Genomic DNA, 20,847 nt, shown 5'->3' on the forward strand with positions numbered 1-20,847 from the left:
GTGTTCGACTCAGCTGTCATCCGTCCTTCGGACGGTCACTCCGACGGCGTGGTGTCGCGGCTCGCGCCACCGCGGGTGCGGGTCACGACCTTGGGCGCCGGGGTCGAGGCGGTGCCGTTGCTGACGGTCGGCGCCTCCGACTTGGTCGCGGTCATCACCGCACCCTCGCCGGTGCTCACGACCTCGCGGCGGGCGCCGCGGCGCTGCCGGGTGACCACCTTGGGCTTGGAGTCGACCGGCTCGGCCGCAACCGGCTCGGCCACGATCGGCTCGGTCGCCTCGGGCTCGGTTGCCTCGGGCTCGACGGCCGGGGCGACGGGAGCGGGCTCCTCGACGACCGGCTCGGTCGCGACCGGCTCAGCTGCGACCGGCTCGGCTGCGACCGGCTCGGCTGCGACCGGTTCCGGCTTCGACTCGGTCGAGCTGCCGACGACCGCGGCCAGGACCGGACGACCGGTCGTGGCGGCACGGCGGGTGCGCGTACGCGTCGTGACCTTCGGCGCCTCGGGCTCGGCCGGGGCCTTCGGCTCGGCCGGAGTCTCGGCGGCCGGAGTCTCGGCGGGCGTCTCGACCGGCGTGGTCACCGGGGTCGACGCCTTGGACCGACGCGAACGCGTGCGAGTCGTGACCTTGGGAGCCTCGACCGCCACCGCCTCGGACGCCGCCTCGGACGCCGCCTCGACGGGCTCGGCGGCCGGGGCCTCGGCGGGGGTCTCGACCGGCTCGACCACCGGGGCCGATGCCTTGGACCGACGCGAACGCGTACGGGTCGTGACCTTGGGAGCCTCGGCGGGCTCGGCGGGGGTCTCGACGGGCTCGACGTGGGCGGCCGACTCGTCGGTCCGCTCCGTCTCCTGCGCGGCTACTGGCTCGTTCGTCTCGCTCTGTCCGGCCATGGCGGCGAACTCGGCGGGCGTGGGCGTCTTGGCGGACTCCTCCACGGGCTCGGCGCGGTGCTCGGTGCCGACCTCGTCCCTGCCCTTGCCCTTGCCACCACGGCCACCACGACGGCGCGAACGCGGCTCGTCGGGGGCGACACCGGAGGACTTGCCGGCCTCGACCGGGTGCTCGTGGATCACCAGGCCACGACCGGCACAGGCGTCGCAGTTCTCGGAGAAGGCCTCGAGCAGACCGGTGCCGATCCGCTTACGGGTCATCTGCACCAGGCCCAGCGAGGTGACCTCGGCGACCTGGTGACGGGTCCGGTCGCGGCCCAGGCACTCGACCAGGCGACGAAGCACCAGGTCACGGTTGGACTCGAGAACCATGTCGATGAAGTCGACGACGATGATGCCGCCGATGTCGCGCAGCCGGAGCTGGCGGACGATCTCCTCGGCCGCCTCGAGGTTGTTCTTGGTGACCGTCTCCTCCAGGTTGCCCCCGGAGCCGGTGAACTTGCCGGTGTTGACGTCGACGACGGTCATCGCCTCGGTGCGGTCGATGATCAACGAGCCACCCGAGGGCAGCCAGACCTTGCGGTCCAGGCCCTTCGCGATCTGCTCGTCGATGCGGTACGCGGTGAAGGCGTCGGCCTCACCGTCGTACTTCTCCACCCGCTCCTCGAGGTCGGGGGCCACCGACTGGACGTAGTCCTTGACGGTCTCCCACGACGAGTCGCCGGAGATGACCAGCTTGGCGAAGTCCTCGGTGAACAGGTCGCGGACGACCTTGAGGGTCAGGTCGGGCTCGCCGTAGAGCAGCTGCGGGGCGTTGCCGCCGGCGCGCTTCTCGATGTCCTCCCAGCGTGCCTTGAGCCGCTCGACGTCGCGAGTGAGCTCCTCCTCGGCGGCGCCCTCCGCGGCGGTGCGTACGATCACGCCGGCCGTGTCGGGGACGATCTCCTTCAGGAGGGTCTTGAGGCGGTTGCGCTCGGTGTCGGGCAGCTTGCGGGAGATGCCGGAGGTGGTGCCGTCGGGCACGTAGACCAGGAAGCGGCCGGCCAGCGAGATCTGCGAGGTCAGGCGGGCTCCCTTGTGGCCGATCGGGTCCTTCGTGACCTGGACGAGCACCTTCTGGCCGGAGGTCAGCACCGACTCGATCTTGCGGGGCTGGCCCTCCTTCCAGCCGAGCGAGGCCCAGTTGACCTCACCGGCGTAGAGCACCGCGTTGCGGCCCTTGCCGATGTCGATGAACGCGGCCTCCATGCTCGGCAGCACGTTCTGGACACGGCCCAGGTAGACGTTGCCGATCAGGCTGGTCTGGCTCTCGCGGGCGACGTAGTGCTCGACGAGCACCTTGTCCTCGAGCACCGCGATCTGGGTGAGGTCCTCGCGCTCACGGATCACCATGACCCGGTCGACCGACTCGCGGCGGGCCAGGAACTCGGCCTCGCTCACGATCGGGGCGCGCCGACGACCGGCCTCGCGGCCCTCGCGGCGGCGCTGCTTCTTGGCCTCCAGGCGGGTCGAGCCCGACAGCGCGGTGATCTGGTCCTCGCCGGTGCGGCTCTGGCGGACCTTGGTGACGGTGTTCTCCGGGTCGTCCCCGGCGTCGCCGGAGGCCTCCCCGGCCCGACGGCGGCGACGGCGACGGCGCGAGGACGTGCCGCCCTCGCCCTGGTCGGCGTCGGCGTCGGCGTCCTTGCCTGCCTCGTCGCTCTCGGACTCCTCGGACCTGTCCTCGGCGTCAGCCGCGTCGGAGCCGTCGGCGTCGCCGTTGGCACCCTTGCGCCGGCGGCGGCCGCCACGGCGGCGGCGACGACGGCCGTTGCCGCCGCCCTCACCGTCGTCGGCCGAGTTCTCGTCGGACTCGGTCTCGGTCTGGGTCTCGGACTCGGTGGCCTCGGGCTGCTCCTCGTCGGCGGCCTTCTCCTCGACGGGGGCGGCGCTGCGTACGTTGCGCTTGCGGGTCCGGGTCGGGGCCTCCTCCTTCGCAGCCTCGGCGGCGGGCTCGGCAGCGGGCTCGACGACGGGCTCGGTGGCGGGCTCGGTGGCCTGCGGCTCGTCCTCGGTCGGAGCCTCGACCGGCTCGGCGACGGGCTTCGGCTCGGCCGTCTTACGCGTACGCCGGCGGGTGGTCGTCTTGGTCGGCGCCTGGAACAGCACCGCGGGGGCCGGCGGACCGGCCTGCTCGGCCTCGGTCTCCTCGAGGGTCTCCTCGGCGACGTCCTCGGCGAGGGTCTCGACGGGCTCTACGACAGGCTCCACGACGGGCGCGGCAGCCTTCTTGGCGGCCGTCTTCTTCGTGGTGGTCCGCTTGGCGGTGGTCTTCTTCGCCGCCGTCTTCTTGGCCGGAGCCTCGACGGTCTCGGCGGGAGCTTCGGAGGTCTCGGCGGTCTCGCCCTCCGGCGCGGTGGTGGCCTCGGGGGTCTCGCCCTCAGCCGGCGCGGGGGCGGCGACCTTCTTGACCGTACGCTTCCGGGTCGTCTTCTTCGCCGCCGTCTTCTTGGCGGGGGCCTCGGCCGTCTCGACAGCCTCGGCGGTCTCGCCGGCGGGGGCCTCGACAGCCTCGGCCGGGGCCGCGGCGGCCTTCTTGGTGGTGCGCTTGCGCGTGGTCTTCTTCGCCGCGGTCTTCTTCGCGGGAGTGGTCTCGCCGGTCGCTTCCGCGTCGGTCGTGGGGGTGTCGGTCACCGGAGTCTGCGCTGATTCAGCGCCGTTCTCGGTGTTCTCGACAGTGGTCTCGTCGGCCATGCCGTTCTCCTCATCCAGGACCTTCACAGGTGCCGGATAGTCAGGTGCCGGGAAACGGGCGCTGCGCAGTATCTAACTTTTCCACGTAGCAGCCGCGTCGCGGCGCAAAGCTTGTCAGGGCGGCGGCATCCTCCGCAGCGGTGCGTCACAGGCAGCGGTTCGTCACCTGCCGCGGTCGCTCGGCCGTCCGGGACCTTCCCGGGCGAGTCGCTCTCACTGACCTGCTAGGCCTGCGTCGCGGTCTGGTGACGCCCTACCCCTGTGTGCCGGAGTGCGGCCCCGGAGGGCCCACGCCGGCGAGGCGTCGTCGGACTGTCCATTCCTCGGGGCGGGCCCGATTGTTTGAGCAGTCGTCTCGGAGTATCGCATACACCCTGTCAACAGACCGATATCCGGACGCTAACGAAACTCAGGGGAGCGTGGCTTCTTTCATCTGGCGCGACTTGTAGACGTTCACGATCATCACGCCGTCGAGCCATTCGGTGAGCCGCGCGGCCTCGGCCGCCAAGGCGTTGCGCCCGTCCTCACCGATGTCGTGGCGCACGATCGGCTGCACCCGGCCGTCCTCGTCCTGCGCCCAGGCCCCGACGATCCGACCGTCCCACCAGGCGGTGTTGCCGGCGTTGCCGTTGGAGTCGAAGAGGTACGCCACATCCTCGGCGCCCAGATAGAACCCGCGTTCCTTCCAGCCCATGACTGTGGGGTCGAGTGTGGGCACCAGCGCGGCCCAGGGCTCGATCTCGGGCTCCGGCGAGGTGGCGATCTGGTCGTCCGGCAGCACCCATCCGGTGCCACCGCCCTCGAGCCCGACCGCCACGGCACCGACCGCGGCGAGCGCAGCCCGCACGGCCGTCTTCGTGGACCCGAGCCACCAGACCAGGTCGGCCTCGGTGCCCGGACCGAAGGTGCCCAGCCAGCGTCGGACGAGGGCTGCGTACCCCTCCGCGGCGGAAAGCGGATCCGGCAGCTCGCCGAGCCACGACTCGGTGAGCGTCCAGGCCGGCTTGTTCAGCCGCCAGTGGCCGAGGTTGGTGGCCCGCATCAGGCGTCCCTGGGCGGCGAGGGTGCCGATCACCCAGCGCCCGATCGCGAACTCACCGCCCCACTTCTTGTCCGGCGCGCCCATCCGGAACCGGACGTCGAGCTCCGGCACCAGCTCCCGCAACTGCGTGGTCGTCCGCGGCTTCCCGTCGGCCAGCGCCGCCAGTGTCGCCGCGTACGCCTTCTCGATCCAGCCGTCCTGGTCCTCGTCGACGCCACCCGCGGTCAGCCACTTGTGAAGGTTCTTCTCCTCCCCTGCCGCCACCCGGGCCGAGGCGCTGCCCCAGACCGCCGGGATCAGCTCGCGTGGGAAGGCGAAGAGCGTACGCCGCATAGCCAGTTGCTTGACCAGGCTTCTGTCCTCGTAGAGCGCGCGCTCGACGTCCTCGACCCGGAGGTCCCGCACCCGCGCGTGCAGGGCGAGGTGGACGGTCGCGGCCTCGGTCGCGTGCCACGCGGTCATCGCCTGCGTCGCGGCGGCCACGTCGGCGTACCTGTGGACCGGGGCGAGCCCGTGCCTGCGGGCCAATCGCGCCCGGCGCTCCTGGTCGGTGACCGTTCTCATCGGCAGAGCCTCATCGAAGACACGCTAGTGGAGCGGGTCGCCGATCGTGCCGGAGTCCTCGTCGAAGACTCCCTGGCTGAGCCGGGTCAGGAGCGGCAGTCCGCCGTGCTCGGGGCCCACCTTCAGGCCGCCGATGCGCTCCAGGCCGGTGACGACGTCGTCGGGACGTACGGTCGGGGTGCCGTGCTTGAGCAGGAGCTCCAGCCGGGAGCCGCCTTCGCGGGGCGCCGAGCCGAGGCGTACGACCGCTCCTCGGGCATCGAACTCCCGCAGACCCTTCTTGGTCATCCGGGACACGATGACCTCCTCGGCGCCGAGGAACGCCTCGACCGCGGCCGCGGCCTCCTCCGGCGCCGTCGGGAGGTCGATGATCCACTCGCTGCCGGTGAGCAGGTCGGCCAGGGCACCCTTGGGCGAGGTGGCGGTGTCCACGACGTCGATCAGGTCGAGGCCGTCGGGCATGACCTCGTCCAGGGCAGCCTTGGTCGCGGCCGGGTCGACCGTCTCGCGCAGTCCCAGCTCGACGTACTCGGCCTCGCTCGCCGCTCCCGTCGGGGCCGCGCCGGCGTAGGAGATCCGCGGGTGAGGGTTGAACCCCGAGGAGTAGGCCACCGGGATCCGGGCCCGCGCGACCGCGCGCTCGAAGGCGCGGCTGAAGTCGCGGTGGCTGGTGAACCGGAGCCGGCCGCGCTTCGCGTAGCGGATGCGGAGACGCTGGACCGGTGGGGCCTGCTGTTCGGGCTGTTGACGCACGAAGTCGATTATGGCGGTCCCCGGGCACGATGACCCATCCGGCGAATGCAGAGCCAACGGAATGTAACGGCTTGCCTACGAAAAATGGGAGACTCGCGCGGTGACCCACCACAGAAGCAGGAAGTTCTCGGTACGCCTCAAGGAGCTGTTGCCGATCCTCGCGGTGGTCCTCACGGTCGGCGCCATCGCCGCTCTGACCGTCCTCGCGCCCCGGCTGAGCGACTCCAGGCAGGCCTCTGCGGAGGCCTCCTCCTCGCCGAGCCCCGAACCCGACGAGACCAGCCCGTCGGCCTCCGCCTCAGTGCTGTCCGAGCCGCTGCCGAAGTTCAAGACGCTCGACGCGCCGCCGGCGATCGACAAGGTGCCGAAGAAGCCGAAGATCGACCCGTGCGCGGTCCCGCGCAAGCTGAACGTGATGACCTTCAACATCAAGGGTGGCCGGGTCTCGCCCGGCGAGCTCGGCGGGATCGCGAGCGTGATCCGGGCCTCCGGCGCCGATGTCGTACTCCTCCAGGAGGTCGACCAGAACCGCCGCCGCTCCGGCAACGTCGACCAGCCGGCGATCATCGCCTCGCACCTGGGGATGCAGTCGGTCTTCGGCGCCAACGACTACATCACCGACCGCGGTGGCTACGGCACCGCGATCCTGTCGCGCTTCCCCATCGACGGCTACGACAACACCCACCTGCCCAACCGCGACGGCAAGGAGCAGCGCGGCGTGCTGCGGGCGAACATCATCGTCGAGGGCCAGCGCCTGGTCGTCTTCAACACCCACCTCGACCACACCTCCGACTCGCTGCGGCAGGCCCAGATCGGCGCGGTCATGTCCAAGGTCAACGCCTACGACGGCGCCAAGCTCCTCGGCGGCGACCTCAACGCCGGCGACGGCTCCGGCGTCCTGGGCGCCGCCCTGGCCACGCTGTCCGACGCCGGCGCCGCTCTCGGCGCGAGCCACGACGGCGGCGGCCGGGTCGACTACCTGCTCCCCAACTCCTGGCTCTCGGCCGGCGACGGCAACGTCACCCCCACCGGCCTCTCCGACCACCACGCGGTCAGCATCGACTTCGCGATGCGTGGCGCCGCGGACTGCTGAGTCAGTAACGCTCGACCGGCACGGCGCGCTCCGGCGGTTCGTACGCCTCCGGCCAGAAGTCGGTGACCCGGGTGATCCGCCCGTCAGCGATCTCGAGGAACGCCTGCGACTCCCCCGACTCCTCCCCCATGCGCCAGTCGAACCAGACCACGGCGCGCTCGTCGTCGGCGATCACCACCTTCGGGGTGAGGTGCCACTCCCCGGGGTAGGTCTGGTTGAACTCGAGGAACGACGCGCGACCGATGAGCAGCTCACGCGTCTGTGGCATGTCGTAGACGACGTCCTCGTCCAGCAGCGTCACCCAGGCGTCCCAGTCCCTGGCGTCGAGGAGCTCGAGATACCTACGTCCCAACGCACTGTTGTCCGTCATGGCCCGCAACCTATCGGTGGCCGGACGACCGCGTGGGACACTTCCCGCCGTGATCGAGTTGCGCCCTGCCGTTCTTGCTGACGTCCCCACGCTGATGGAGCTGTGGGAGGTGGCCGCGGAGAACGACTCACGGCCGACGGACTCGGCAGCGAAGGTCGAGACGCTGATCGCGCGCGACCCTGAGGCGTGCACCGTCGCGGTCACCGCCGAGGGCCGGGTCGTCGGCTCCCTGATCTCCGGCTGGGACGGCTGGCGCGCTCACCTCTACCGCCTGGCGGTCCATCCCGACGTACGCCGACACGGGCTCGCCCGCCGCCTGCTGGCCCACGCCGAGGACCGCCTCGTGGGTCTCGGCGCGAGCCGGATCGACGCGATGGTGCTGGAAGGCAACGACCTGGGCCAGTCGCTGTGGAAGAGCTCGGGCTACGAGTCCCAGTCGGAGTGGCGGCGCTGGGTCCGCCCGGTCGGCTGAGCGCTAATCGGTCGCCTGGATCGCGAGACCGGTCTACCTTCGGCGAGTGGACTTCCTGACCCCCGAAGACCTTCCCGCACCCGCCGGCTACAGCCACGTCGTGATCACCGATCCCGGCGCCCGGCTGATCGTGACCTCGGGCCAGATCGGCATCACCGCCGACGGCACCGTCGAGGAGGGTTGGGAGGCGCAGACCCGGCAGACCTTCATCAACCTCGGCGTGGCACTGGCCGCAGCCGGCGCGACCTGGGCGGACGTCGTGAAGCTGACCTACTTCGTCGTCTCCACCACCGAGCTGCCGCTGATCCGGTCGGTGCGCGACGAGTTCGTCGACGTCACGCAGCCGCCCGCCAGCTCGCTGGTGCAGGTCGCCGGCCTCTTCCGCCCCGACCTGCTCATCGAGGTGGAGGCCACCGCCGCCATCTACTGACGCCGAAGCCGGCACGCTGCAACAGCTCCGCGGCGGAGTGCCTCGGCATCAGCGAGGACGCCTGACCGTCCCGTCACTAGTCCGCATGTGAGGGATTGTGACACCCGAAGCCGCGCTGATCGCCGACACTTCCACACACATGCGGGAATGTGACGGCTACCCACCGAGGGCTGGTAGGCCACGGCACTCCGCGCATGCCCTGACCGGTATGTCATCATCCGCCCCATGTCGAACGACGCGCACCCCTCGGCGCCTGGCCCCAACCCAGCAATTTCACCATCGTCGAACCTCGAGAGACCCTCTCAGGCGATGGCGATCGTCGCGCTCATCTTGTGCTGCTTCATCTTCTTCCCGCTGGCACCGATCGTCGGCATCGGGCTGGCGATCGCGGTGCTCATCAGGTCCCGCCGGGGCCGCAACCATGGCACCAAGAAGGCGATCACCGGAATCGCGATCGGAACATCCGGCCTTGCCCTCATCGTCGGGCTCGTGAGTAGTGCTTGGTGGTTCACGACCGGTGCCAATATCGAACGCGACAGCATCGGAGCGGTGACGTCGAACGGTACGGCCTTGGTCACGGAGCTACAGATCGGGGATTGCTACATCGACCCAGGGCGGGGCGGTGTCAAAGGCGCACTCGGCATCGTCGACGTCGTCCCGTGTGCCCAGGAGCACCACTGGGAGATCTACCAGCTCGCCCCGATACCGGGCACGAGTTGGCCTGGGTACAGCGAGATCGAAGACCGCACCTACGCCTCGTGTCGCGCGGCATTCATCCGGCTCACTGCCGACAGCAACGATGGGCTCTCGCTGTCCACCTACAGCTTCGCGCCCACGGAGTACGAATGGAATGCCGGCGACCACTACGCGACCTGCATAGCGGGCAACGTCTTTCCCTCCACCGGTTCAATCAGCGACTGATCCGACAGGGACCCTCTACACGACCGACAGCGGGAGCAGCTTCTGACCGGTGGGGCCGATCTGGATCTCGGTGTTGAGCTCCGGGCAGACGCCGCAGTCGTAGCACGGGGTCCAGCGGCAGTCCTCGACCTCGATGTCCTCCCCGTCGGCGACGGCGAGGGCGTCTTCCCAGTCGGCCCAGAGCCAGTCCTTGTCGAGACCGGAGTCGAGGTGGTCCCAGGGGAGGATCTCGTCGTACTCACGCTCGCGGGTGGTGAACCAGTCGAGGTCGACACCGGTGCCGGCGAGGCCGGTCTCGGCGGCGGTCAGCCAGCGGTCGTAAGAGAAGTGCTCCGACCAGCCGTCGAAACGGCCGCCGTCGCGCCAGACCTGCTCGATGATTCGGCCGACGCGACGGTCGCCGCGAGACAGCAGGCCCTCGACGATGCCGGGCTTGCCGTCGTGGTAGCGGAAGCCGATCGCGCGGCCGAACTTCTTGTCGGAGCGGACCACGTCGCGCAGCTTCTGCAGCCGTACGTCGGTGGTCTCGTGGTCGAGCTGGGAGGCCCACTGGAAGGGAGTGTGGGGCTTGGGTACGAAGCCACCGATCGAGACGGTGCAGCGGATGTCGTTGCGGCCCGAGACCTCGCGGCCCTTGGCGATGACCTTCTTGGCGAGCTCGGCGATCTGGAGCACGTCCTCGTCGGTCTCGGTCGGCAGGCCGCACATGAAGTAGAGCTTCACCTGGCGCCAGCCGTGGCTGTAGGCGGCACCGACGGTGCGGATCAGGTCCTCTTCGGTGACCATCTTGTTGATCACCTTGCGCATCCGCTCCGAGCCACCCTCGGGGGCGAAGGTCAGACCGGAGCGACGGCCGTTGCGGGAGAACTCGTTGGCCAGGGTGATGTTGAAGGCGTCGACGCGGGTCGAGGGCAGCGAGAGCGACACGTTGGTGCCCTCGTAGCGGTCGGCCAGACCGGTCGCGACGTCACCGATCTCGGTGTGGTCCGCCGAGCTCAGCGAGAGCAGGCCGACCTCCTCGAACCCGGACTTCCGGATCCCGTTCTCGACCATGTCACCGATGGTGGTGATCGAGCGCTCGCGCACCGGACGGGTGATCATCCCGGCCTGGCAGAAGCGGCAGCCACGGGTGCAACCGCGGAAGATCTCCACCGAGAACCGCTCGTGGACGGTCTCGGCCAGCGGCACCAGCGGGTTGCGCGGGTAGGGCCAGGCGTCGAGGTCCATCAGGGTGTGCTTGCGCACCCGCCACGGGATGCCGGGCACGTTGGGTACGACGGCCTCGATCGCCCCGTCGGCGGCGTAGGCCACGTCGTAGAACTTCGGGACGTAGACAGCGCCGGAGACGGCCAGCCGACGCAGCAGCTCGTCGCGGCCGCCGGGGCGACCGTCCTGCTTCCACTCGCGCACGACCTCGGAGATCTTGAGCACGACCTCCTCGCCGTCACCGAGCACGGCGGCGTCGAGGAAGTCCGCGATCGGCTCGGGGTTGAACGCGGCGTGGCCGCCGGCGAGCACGATCGGGTCGTCGTCGCCACGGTCGACCGCGTGCAGCGGGATCTGGGCGAGCGAGAGCGCGTTGAGCATGTTGGTGTAGCCGAGCTCGGTCGAGAAGCTGAGCCCGAAGACGTCGAAGGCCTTCACCGGACGGTGGGCATCGACGGTGAACTGCGGGATCGGCCCCTGCTCGTCGCCCTCGCGCATGATCTTCTCGAGGTCGGGCCACACGGCGTAGGTGCGCTCGGCGGCGATCCAGTCGCGCTCGTTGAGCACCTCGTAGAGGATCTGGACACCCTGGTTGGGCAGGCCGACCTCGTAGGCGTCGGGGTACATCAGCGCCCACCGCACCTCGACCTCGTCCCACTTCTTGACGGTCGAGTTGAGCTCCCCTCCGACGTACTGGATCGGCTTGGACACCAGCGCCAGGCGCGGCTCCAGCCGAGGGAAGACAGAATCAGGAACGAGGTCGCTCTGGGCGACGGTCACGATGGGCACCTCAAAGCTCGGGAACGATCAACCCCAAGCGTACGCCGCTCCGCGACTCCCCGACCAAACCTCGCGCCGCGGGAGCCAGCACGAGCCGGCGGAGCCGAAATAGGCGTTGGGGCCGCCCCTACAGCGACCCCAACGCCTTCAGCTCAGAGCAGGTGGCTCAGAACAGCGTGGTGAGCAGCAGGTTCGGGGAACCGGTGCCCGGGTTGGTGACCACGTCGGGGGTGGCGGCGCCGGTCAGGCCCTCGGCGACGTCGGCCGGGGTGGCCGAGGGGTTCGCCTCGAGGAAGAGCGCGGCGGCACCGGCGACGTGGGGGGTCGCCATCGACGTACCGGAGATGGTGTTGGTCGAGCCGTCGTTCCAGGCCGAGGTGATGTCGACGCCGGGGGCGAAGATGTCGAGGCACTCACCGGTGTTGGAGAAGTCCGCAGCGGCGTCGGTGTCGTCGGTGGCACCGACGGTGATCGCCTCCGGAACGGCCGCCGGCGAGGAACCGCAGGCGTCCGAGCTCTCGTTGCCGGCCGCGACGGCGTAGGTCACGCCGTCGGCGATCGAGGCCTGGACGGCCGCGTCGAGAGCGGCGTCGTTGCCGCCACCGAGCGACATGTTGGCGACGGCCGGGCCGTCGGTGTGGTTCTCGGTGACCCACTCGATGCCGGCGACGACACCCTCGGTGGTGCCGGAGCCGTTGTCGTCGAGGACGCGGACCGGGACGATCGTGGCCTCCTTGGCCAGACCGTAGGTGGTGCCCGCGACGGTGCCCGCGACGTGGGTGCCGTGGCCGTTGCCGTCGGTCGGGTCGGTGTCGCCGTCGACCGCGTCGAAGCCTTCGCCGATGCGGCCGCTGAACTCGGAGTGGTCGGTCGCGACACCGGTGTCGATGATGTAGGCGGTCACACCCGCACCGGTCTGCTCGTAGTGGTAGTTCGAGTCGAGCGGCAGCGCAGCCTGGTCGACCCGGTCCAGGCCCCAGGTCGGGTCAGCCTGGTCACCCTGGGTGGTGTAGCGGTGGTTGGCCTGCACGTAGGCGACGTCCGGGTTGGAGCGGACCTCGGCGAGCGCGTCCTTGTCGAGCGAGGCCGAGAAGCCGTTGAACGCGGTGTTGAAGACCTCCCGTACGTCTCCACCGGCGTCGCGGGCGTCGCTGCGCACCGACTTGGACTCGGACTTGGCTACGTCGCTGCCGCCCTGCTTCTTCATCACGACGATGTACTGACCCTCGATCGCGGTCGAGGCGTCCGCACCGCGCAGCGGCGCCGGACTGTCGGCGGCACCGGCCGGGACGGCGAAGGCGATCGCCGAGGCTGCTGCTCCGACGGCGACGGCGGAGATGACCGCCGGCGCCTTGATGGCACGGTTCTTCATGGTTCGGTTCACGAACTGACTCCCGTCATCATGCGGCCCTGTGGGGCCACGGTGAACGCCCTGCGCCCTCCCTGCGGCCGCAGCCCGAAGCGTTCGGCCAACCACGTAATCACGTTACGTAGTGCCCGTAACGACCCAACTCTTCGCATTGCAGCAACGTGCAGATACCAATGATGAACACCTGTAAACAGCCCATAAACAAGGCATGAAAATGTCTCTGACAACGGCAGACCGGGCCGCCCGCGTTACGCAGGCGACCCGGCTGAGGTGTTGACGGTGGTGAGATCAGGCGATCGAGGTGTCGTCGATCAGGAAGCTGGTCCCGAGGGAGGAGTCCTCGGTGCCGGTGAACGTCAGCGTGACGGTGCTGCCCGCGAAGGACCCGAGCGAGAACGACTTCAACGAGTACGACGAGCTCGCGTTCAGGTTCGAGTACGTCGCCAGCGTCGTCGAGCCGACCTTGACGGTCAGCTTGTCATAGGCCGTCGAGGTGGTCGTCTCGTTGGTGATCACCCGCAGGTAGAACGACAGGGTCTTGCCGGTCGTGGGCAGGGTGACCGACTGCGACAGCGTGTCGGTGTGGGCGGAGCCGTAGCCGTTCAGCCACGCCTTGTAGGAGCCCGAACGGGCCGGGGCGCTGCTCGAGCTGTCGATCACACCCGAGGAGGAGCTCCAGCCGGTCGCGCCCGACTCGAAGCCCGGGTTGGTCAGCAGGTTGCCGGTGGTCGGCGGGTCCGTCGGGTCGGTGCCACCGCTCCACAGCGAGTAGAGGAGGCGGTTGGGTGAACCGGTTCCGGGCGAGGTGACCACGCCGGTGGTGGCGTTGGAGTTGATCGCCGAGGCGACGGCGGAGGCCGATGCCGTCGGGTTCGCCTGCAGGTAGAGCGCGGCCACACCGGCGACGTGCGGGGTCGCCATCGACGTACCGGAGATCGTGTTGGTCGCGGTGTTGGAGGTGTACCACGCCGAGGTGATCGAGGAGCCCGGAGCGAACAGGTCGACGCACGAGCCGATGTTGGAGAAGCTCGACCGGGCGTCGGTGTTGGTCGTCGAGCCGACGGTCAGGGCCCCGGCCACCCGGGCGGGCGAGCCGTTGCACGCGTTCGCACCGGAGTCGTTGCCCGCGGCCACGGCGTAGGTGACGCCGTCCGCCATCGAGCTGGTGACCGCGGAGTCGAGGGTCGAGGAGACCCCGCCACCGAGCGACATGTTGGCGACCGCCGGACCGGAGGTGTGGTTGGAGGTCACCCAGTTCACACCCGCGATCACACCGGCGGTCGTGCCGGACCCGGAGGCGTCGAGCACGCGGACGGGCACCAGGGTGACGTTCTTGGCGACCCCGTACGTCGACCCGCCGACGGTGCCGGCGACGTGGGTGCCGTGGCCGTTCTCGTCCTCGGTGCTGGACCCGATCGCGGTGTAGCCGGAGGTGACCCGGCCACCGAAGTCCGCGTGCGTGGAGCGGATCCCGGTGTCGATGATGTACGCCTTCACACCCGAGCCGGTGTAGTCGTAGTGGTAGTTCGAGTTCAGCGGCAGGTTGCGCTGGTCGATCCGGTTGAGCCCCCACGTGGGGTTGGCCTGGTCGCCGCTGGCCTTCACGACCTGGTTGGCCTCGACGTAGTCCACGTCGGGGTTGCTGCGGAGCGCGTCGAGCGCGTCGGCGTCGAGCGTGGCGGAGAAGCCGGTGATCGCCTTGTCGTAGGCGTACTTCACCGAGCCACCCTTCTCCTTGGCGAGCGCCCGGGCGTCGGCGGCGTTGGCCTTGGCGGCCGCACCGTTGCCCTTCATCACGACGATGTAGGAGTTGTCGATGGCCGTCGACTTCTCGGCACCGATCAGCGGTGCCGGACTGTCGGCTGCGCCGGCGGGACCGGACATGGCCAGGATGGTGGTGGCGGCGCCGACGGCGGTGGCCGTCGCTGCTGCCAGTGCGCCGAGACGCTGGATTCTGTGGGGTCGGTTCACGATTACTGCTCCCGTCGTCAAGCAGCCTCGGGATGAGGGCTGCAAGGGGTAACAGATGCCCTGTAGGGCAACCGGGAGGGAACGTAATCGAGTTTAATTTCGATGAAACGCGACATCTTTTCGCACTGCAGCAACCTGCAGGCGATCACGCGAGCGGAGGTCCTGAAGTGGTCCGGACCGGTCCAGACCGGTGCGACGCGAACGGGCCGAGATGCCGAGCAGGAGACCCACCGCCAGCAGCGCCGCGATCATCGAGGAACCGCCATAGGAGATCAGAGGTAACGGCACCCCGGTGACCGGCATGATGCCCAGGCACATCCCGATGTTCTGGAAGCTCTGGATCCCGAGCCAGCATACGATCCCGGCAGCTGCCACCCGCCCGAAGAGGTCGTCAGTACGCGCCGCGATCCGCAGGCCGCGCCACAGCACGACACCGATCAGCCCGATCACCAGCAGCGAGCCGACCAGGCCGAGCTCCTCCCCCACGACCGTGAAGATGAAGTCGGTGTGCTGCTCGGGGACGAAGCCCGCGCGGGCCTGCGATCCCTGGAACAGGCCCTGCCCGAAGATGCCGCCGTCGCCGATCGCGATCCGCGCCTGCTGGACGTTGTAACCGGCTCCGCGAGGATCCAGCGACGGATCGGTGAACGCCATGAACCGGTTGATCTGATACTGCTTCAGCACCCCGGTCGCGACCACCGTCGTAGCACCCGCCACCCCGGCCAACGCCAGCAGCGCCAGCCATCGCCGCGGTGTCCCCGCGGCCGCCAGCACGCAGAAGACCGTCACCCCGAGCACCAGCGTGGTGCCGAGGTCGGGCTGGAGCAGGACCAGGACGATCGGCACCGCCGCGACCAGGATCATCGCGACCACGTCGCCCAGCGACACCCGTGCCCGCCAGCGGCCCTCGCTGCGCTCGGCTAGGACCAGCGCCATCGCGATCACCACGGCCAGCTTGGCCAGCTCCGAGGGCTGGACCTGCACCGGCCCGAGATTCACCCACGACTTCGACCCGTTGACCGTGGAGCCCATCACGAGCACCAGCACCAGCCCGACCACCGCGGCCAGGTAGACCACGGGCGTCAGCAGCCGGACCCAGCGGTGGTTGGTCGCGACCACGCCCACCATCATCACCAGCCCGGCGGCCACGTTGATCGCCTGTTTGCGCAGGTAGGCGGTGGTGTCGCCACCGGTGATCGCGTCGCGGTGGATGGTCGCGGACCAGACCAGCAACACCGACAGCGACACCAGGACCAGGACCGCACCGAGAAGGATCAGGTCGATGCGGCGTACGAAGGCCATCACGTCGTTCTTCATGAATCCGTCTCCTCCGCTCAGTCCTTGGGAGCGACGATCGAGCCGTCGGCGCCGAAGGCCGGCAGGTTCCTCGGCGGGTCGATGCCCGTGATCATGGCCTTGTTGGGCCGGACCTCGGCACCGCCCTCCTCGATCCCGTAGAGCGACTCCCACAGCTTGCGTACGGAATCACCGACCGATCCCGAGCCGGTGCCACCTTGGGAGATGGTCATGATCACGACGTACTTCTTGTTGTACGACGCGACCCATCCGGTCGTCTGCTTGCCGGTGACCTCGGCGGTGCCGGTCTTGCCGCGCACCTTCACCTCGTCGAGCGGGAACCCGCCGAACTTCCACGCCAGCGAGCCGGCGCGCGGGGTGCCGAGGAGCGCCTCGTTGACGTAGTCGATGCTCTTGGCCGACATCTTGACCTTGCCGACGACCTTCGGGTCGATCTTCTCGACCACGGTGCCGTCGCCGCTGACGACCGCCTTGCCGATCCGGGGCTCGTAGAGGGTGCCGCCGTTGGCGAGGGACGAGTAGGCCCGGGCCAGCTGGATCGGGGTGACCATGGTGTCGCCCTGGCCGACGGAGAAGTTCACCGCGTCGCCGGTGCGGTAGTAGTTGCCCTCGATGCAGAACTCGTGGGCGAACAGCTGCAGGAACGGGGTCGGCGCGTTGTCCTTCTCGTCCATCCGGCAGTAGTAGCCCTTCATGGCCTCGTAGTACTCGGCCTTCCACTTCCGGTCCGCGATCCGGCCCGACGACTCACCGGGCAGGTCGATGCCGGTGCGCTTGCCGAAGCCGAACGCCTTGGCCGTCTCCACCAGCGGGTCCCTGGCCTTGACGTCGGCCGGGTTGGAGCCGTACTTCTGCCAGTAGTTGACCCCGATCTGGTAGAAGAACGTGTTGCAGGAGACCTCGAGCGCTTTGGCGAAGTCGATGAAACCGTAGGCGCCAGACTCGTAGTTCTTGAACCAGCGGTTGCCGACCTGGAGACCGCTGGAGCAGTTGAGCCGGGTGTCTCGGCTGTATCCGTTGTTGAGCGCACCCACCGTCATGAACGGCTTCCAGGTCGAACCGGGCGCGAACTGACCCTGGGTCGCCCGCGGCAGCAGCGGGTAGCCCGCCTTCTCGGAGTAGAGCCGGTCCAGCTGCTTCTGGGTGATCCCGCCGACCCACTCCTCCGGGTCGTAGGTCGGCTGGCTGGCCATCGCGACCAGCCGGCCGGTCTGTGCCTCCATGACCACGACCGAGCCCGAGTCGGCCTCGAAGTTGCGGCCGGTGATCTTGTCGAAGGTGCCGCGGGCGGTCTCGATCGACTCGGCCAGCAGCTTCTCCGCGCGGCCCTGCACCTTGGCGTCGATGCTGGTCACCAGCGTGTCGCCGGGCTGGGAGGCGACCGAGTCGCCGCGCCCGATCTCACGGCCGAGCGAGTCGACGGTGACGGTGTCGTAGCCGGGCATCCCGCGCAGCCACTGGTCGTATTGCTTCTCGACGCCGGAGCGACCGACCATCGAGGTGATGTTGAGCGACTCGTCGCCGCGCTCCTTGGCGTTGTCGTTCTCGTCCTCGGTGATCGGGGAGAGATAGCCCAGGACGCCGGCGGCGTTGATGCCGAAGGGGCTGGGATAGGAGCGGAGCGTCTGCTTCTCCGCGACCACCCCGGGGAAGTCCTCCGGCTGCTCGAGGATGCGCAGCGCGGTCGACTCGGAGACGTCGGTGGCGATCGGGACCGGCTGGTAGCGGGTGCCGGACCAGCTGGCGATCGCCTCACTCTGCTTCTTGGGGGACACGTCGACGGCCTTGGCGACGCGAGCCATCAGCGTCTTTCTGTCGTCGTCGTCGAGGCCGTCGAGCACGCCCTGATCGAGGCTGACCACCCAGGCGGAGCGGTTGGTCACGATCGGCCGGCCCTGGGCGTCGACGATGATGCCGCGCACCGGCTGGCGCACGATCTCGCGCTTGGACTGCGAGGCCGCCGCTGCCTGATAGGCGTCGCCGTGGCGTACCTGGAGGTAGAAGAGTCTGACCCCGAGCGTGGCCAGCAGCGAGAAGACGAGCGCCTGGATCACGATCAGCCGCAGCCGGCTGACCTGGGCGGTGGAGAGTCGACTCCGGGGCACTAGAGATCTCCCTTGCCGATCAGCCACAGCAGCGCCGGGATGAGCAACGGCGCCAGCAGCAGGTCGTAGCCCACGCTGATCGCCACGGTCGGCAGTAGCGTCAACGGCGCCTCACCGAGGATCAGGCCGCTGACCGCGAAGATGCTGACCCCGATGAACGCGCAGGTGGCCACCGTCGCCATCACGGTCATCGCGTTGGGACGGCCCTGGCCACCGTGGCTGCTGCCCTCGCCGATGCTGCCTTCGCGGACGCGCCCGGCGACGTAGCCGACGATCAGCAGCGCGAGGGCCCACCGGCCCGCGGTGTGGTCGGCGGGCGGCGCCAGATCGAGGAGTACGCCGGCGGCGAACCCGGTCACCAGACCGGCCTGCCCACCGCGGGAGAGCGCGACCGCGAGGACGACCAGGAGCGCCAGGTCGGGGGTGATCCCGCGGATGGCGAAGGCCGGCGCCACGCTCAGCTGGAGGACGACGGCGATGACGACCAGCATGCCGACCAGGACGTTGCGCAGCACCGGTGCGGCGCTCGAGGCACGGCCTTCCATCTCGCTCATCGCAGCTCTCCTTCCGGTGTGATCACGGCGCGGTCGCTCATGGTGCCGTTGGGCACCACCACACCGACGACGTCGAGCGAGCCGAAGTCGACGTACGGCTTGATCCGGGCCGTCTGCGAGGAGTCGCGCACGCTCTCGGCGGTGTCGGTCACCTCGCCGATCGGCAGCCCGGAGACGTACGGAGCGGCTCGGCCGTCACCCCAGGTGATGACCGTGTCGCCCTTGAGCGGGACGGTGGAACGGTCGACGAGGTCGAGTGTCAGCAGACCCGATCCGGCGCCGCCGGCGACCACGCCGGAGCCACGGACCATGCCGACCTGGCCCGACTTCTTGCCGCTGCGGTCGGCGCCGCCGACGCGGCCGCCGACGACCGAGGCGGCGTCGACGATCAGCAGGACCGTCGCCGAGGTCTTGGTGACCCGCAGCACCCGGCCGACCAGGCCGTCGCCGGTCACGACCGACATGTCGGACCTGATCCCGGCGGCGCTGCCGGCGTCGATGGTGACGGTGCGGCGGAAGGTCTGGGCGGGGCCGTAGGCGGTCACGCGCGCCGGCACCATGGAGTAGCCGAGGTCCTCGGCGGCGCGGGTGATCGACTCGTACTCGGCGAGCTTGGCCCGGCCGTAGTCGGTGACCTCGACCTGGCGGCGCAGCGCGGAGTTCTCGGCCTCGAGCTTCGCGACCCGGTCGCGCAGGTCGTCGCGGGTGTCGAACCACTCCGGGATGCCGGTGAACGGACGGGCGACCAGGGCAGCGCCGGTCTCGAGCGGGGAGATCACCTCGCCGACCGCGGCCCGGGCCGGCTCCAGGGCGGGGGTCTGGTCGAGCGTGGCCAGCGTCGCGCAGCACAGGATGAGCGCGATCAGCCAGGAGCGCTTCGGCCCCCCGCCGCCGGGCTTGGTCTCGAGGCTGCCGCGGCGGTTGAGCCTCTCCCGCGGCGTACGGCCCATGGGTTTGGGGCCTTTGCGTTGTTCCAGCCCTTTGCGCAGACGTTCGCTGGGGCGGGGGCTCAGCAACGACACGTCACCATCTCCTGTTCTCGTTCACGAGGACGGGGCGGAGCACGTCGTAGTCCTCGACGCAGCGGCCAGCGCCCATCGCGACCGAGGTCAGCGGCAGCTCCGCGACGTGGACGGGCATGCCGGTCTCGTGGCGCAGGCGCTCGTCGAGCCCGCGCAGGAGGGCACCGCCGCCGGTCAGCACGATGCCGCGGTCCATGATGTCGCCGGCGAGCTCGGGTGGCGTCTGGTCGAGGGTGGAGCGGACCGCGTCGAAGATGTCGTGCAGCGGCTCCTCGATCGCCTTGCGCACCTCGGCGCTCGAGACGGTCACGGTGCGCGGCAGGCCGCTGACCAGGTCGCGTCCCCTGATCTCGGCCTCGGGCTCGTTGGGCAGCGGCCAGACCGACCCGAGGGTCATCTTGACCTCCTCGGCGGTGCGCTCGCCCAGGAGCAGCGCGTGCTCCTTCTTCAGCCAGGTCATGATCGAGTTGTCGAGCTGGTGGCCGGCGGTCCTGATCGACTGGCTCGTCACGATGCCACCGAGGCTGATCACCGCGACCTCGGTGGTGCCGCCGCCGATGTCGACGACCATGTTGCCGGTCGGCAGGTGCACCGGGAGCCCGGCGCCGATCGCGGCCGCCATCGGCTCCTCGATGATGTTCACCATCCGGGCGCCGGACTGGTAGCCGGCCTCCTTCACCGCGCGGATCTCGACCGCGGTGATCCCGGACGGGACGCAGATGACCATCCGCGGCTTGGCGAAGTAGCGGCGGCGGTGGACCTGGTGGATGAAGTAGCGAAGCATCTGCTCGGTCGCCTCGAAGTCGGCGATCACGCCGTCCTTCAGCGGCCGCAGGGCGACGATGTCGTCAGGCGTACGTCCCAGCATCTTCTTGGCCTCATGGCCGACGGCGACCATCTCGCCGGTGTTCTTGTTGAGCGCGACCACACTCGGCTCGTCGACAAGGACACCCTTGCCGCGAACGTAGACGAGTGTGTTTGCGGTGCCGAGGTCCACCGCCATGTCACGTCCAATGATGCTCGCCATACGTCCTCGCGTTCCCGGGGCGCCGCGTCGGGGATCTGTGCTGCAGGATACGGGCCTCCCGACGAGGCTACGAAGGTCCGAGCCTCAATCCGGAGAGGCTCGCCGAAACCGCAACGATACGGGGTACGTCCGCGGCGTCGAAGCCGGGGATACCTGGTTTCGGACACCATTTCGGACACCGTCGAAAGACCGCAAAAACGACCGATCGCGCCGGTGGATCAC

The 20,847-nt window shown here is 69.5% G+C and carries 16 protein-coding genes; 4 read left to right on the forward strand and 12 right to left on the reverse strand.

Going from position 1 to position 20,847, the window contains the following annotated elements; genetic code table 11:
• Window positions 1–35: 35 nt before the first annotated feature.
• The 3 genes from ACFU7D_RS18790 to ACFU7D_RS18800 form a co-directional block, all read right to left on the reverse strand.
• Window positions 36–3,629 carry an Rne/Rng family ribonuclease gene (locus ACFU7D_RS18790; RefSeq protein ID WP_378869847.1) on the reverse strand — a complete coding sequence of 1,198 codons (3,594 nt, stop codon included), beginning with the start codon at window positions 3,627–3,629 and terminating at the stop codon, window positions 36–38.
• A gap of 409 nt (window positions 3,630–4,038) precedes the next feature.
• On the reverse strand, window positions 4,039–5,235 hold the full coding sequence (locus ACFU7D_RS18795; RefSeq protein WP_378869849.1) for a winged helix DNA-binding domain-containing protein: 1,197 nt from the start codon (window positions 5,233–5,235) through the stop codon (window positions 4,039–4,041).
• Window positions 5,236–5,259: 24 nt separating this feature from the next.
• Window positions 5,260–5,988, reverse strand: a complete 729-nt coding sequence (locus ACFU7D_RS18800) for a TIGR03936 family radical SAM-associated protein (RefSeq protein WP_378727612.1) — start codon at window positions 5,986–5,988, stop codon at window positions 5,260–5,262.
• Between the two features lie 100 nt (window positions 5,989–6,088).
• Here ACFU7D_RS18800 and ACFU7D_RS18805 point away from each other — a divergent pair, with 100 nt between their 5' ends.
• Window positions 6,089–7,081: an endonuclease/exonuclease/phosphatase family protein gene (locus tag ACFU7D_RS18805; RefSeq protein ID WP_378869854.1), complete on the forward strand. Its 993-nt coding sequence runs from the start codon at window positions 6,089–6,091 to the stop codon at window positions 7,079–7,081.
• Between the two features lies 1 nt (window position 7,082).
• On the opposite strand, the gene ACFU7D_RS18810 is transcribed toward ACFU7D_RS18805, so the two are convergent.
• Window positions 7,083–7,451, reverse strand: coding sequence for a nuclear transport factor 2 family protein (locus ACFU7D_RS18810; RefSeq protein WP_378869857.1), 369 nt, complete (start codon window positions 7,449–7,451; stop codon window positions 7,083–7,085).
• Window positions 7,452–7,500: 49 nt separating this feature from the next.
• On the opposite strand from ACFU7D_RS18810, the gene ACFU7D_RS18815 reads away from it, so the two are divergent.
• The 3 genes from ACFU7D_RS18815 (at window position 7,501) to ACFU7D_RS18825 (ending at window position 9,274) form a co-directional block, all read left to right on the forward strand.
• Complete coding sequence (locus ACFU7D_RS18815; protein WP_378869859.1) at window positions 7,501–7,923, forward strand: GNAT family N-acetyltransferase; 423 nt, start codon at window positions 7,501–7,503, stop codon at window positions 7,921–7,923.
• Between the two features lie 46 nt (window positions 7,924–7,969).
• Window positions 7,970–8,353 carry a RidA family protein gene (locus ACFU7D_RS18820; RefSeq protein WP_378869862.1) on the forward strand — a complete coding sequence of 128 codons (384 nt, stop codon included), beginning with the start codon at window positions 7,970–7,972 and terminating at the stop codon, window positions 8,351–8,353.
• Between the two features lie 309 nt (window positions 8,354–8,662).
• A complete protein-coding gene (locus ACFU7D_RS18825) occupies window positions 8,663–9,274 on the forward strand; it encodes a septum formation family protein (RefSeq protein WP_378869864.1) in 612 nt (203 codons plus the stop codon).
• Window positions 9,275–9,289: 15 nt separating this feature from the next.
• Here ACFU7D_RS18825 and ACFU7D_RS18830 read toward each other — a convergent pair whose 3' ends face one another.
• The 8 genes from ACFU7D_RS18830 to ACFU7D_RS18865 form a co-directional block, all read right to left on the reverse strand.
• Entirely contained in the window at window positions 9,290–11,260 is a 1,971-nt protein-coding gene (locus ACFU7D_RS18830; protein WP_378869866.1) for a TIGR03960 family B12-binding radical SAM protein, read from the reverse strand.
• 166 nt (window positions 11,261–11,426) lie between these two features.
• Entirely contained in the window at window positions 11,427–12,632 is a 1,206-nt protein-coding gene (locus tag ACFU7D_RS18835) for a S8 family peptidase (protein ID WP_378869868.1), read from the reverse strand.
• Window positions 12,633–12,917: 285 nt separating this feature from the next.
• Window positions 12,918–14,600: a S8 family peptidase gene (locus ACFU7D_RS18840; protein WP_378727620.1), complete on the reverse strand. Its 1,683-nt coding sequence runs from the start codon at window positions 14,598–14,600 to the stop codon at window positions 12,918–12,920.
• 93 nt (window positions 14,601–14,693) lie between these two features.
• Window positions 14,694–15,917, reverse strand: coding sequence for a rod shape-determining protein RodA (rodA, locus tag ACFU7D_RS18845; RefSeq protein WP_378869871.1), 1,224 nt, complete (start codon window positions 15,915–15,917; stop codon window positions 14,694–14,696).
• Window positions 15,918–15,934: 17 nt separating this feature from the next.
• The gene (gene mrdA, locus ACFU7D_RS18850) at window positions 15,935–18,022 is read right to left on the reverse strand and encodes a penicillin-binding protein 2 (RefSeq protein WP_378869874.1); all 2,088 of its coding nucleotides are present in this window, start codon (window positions 18,020–18,022) and stop codon (window positions 15,935–15,937) included.
• Window positions 18,022–18,576, reverse strand: a complete 555-nt coding sequence (gene mreD, locus ACFU7D_RS18855; RefSeq protein WP_378869876.1) for a rod shape-determining protein MreD — start codon at window positions 18,574–18,576, stop codon at window positions 18,022–18,024. The genes mrdA and mreD overlap by 1 nt, the downstream gene beginning before the upstream one ends.
• Entirely contained in the window at window positions 18,573–19,526 is a 954-nt protein-coding gene (mreC, locus tag ACFU7D_RS18860) for a rod shape-determining protein MreC (RefSeq protein ID WP_378869878.1), read from the reverse strand. Before mreC ends, mreD begins: the two co-directional genes overlap by 4 nt.
• 73 nt (window positions 19,527–19,599) lie before the next feature.
• Window positions 19,600–20,625, reverse strand: coding sequence for a rod shape-determining protein (locus tag ACFU7D_RS18865; protein ID WP_378727625.1), 1,026 nt, complete (start codon window positions 20,623–20,625; stop codon window positions 19,600–19,602).
• Window positions 20,626–20,847: the final 222 nt, after the last annotated feature.

The organism is Nocardioides sp. NPDC057577, assembly GCF_042801335.1.
Classification (GTDB): Bacteria; Actinomycetota; Actinomycetes; order Propionibacteriales; family Nocardioidaceae; genus Nocardioides.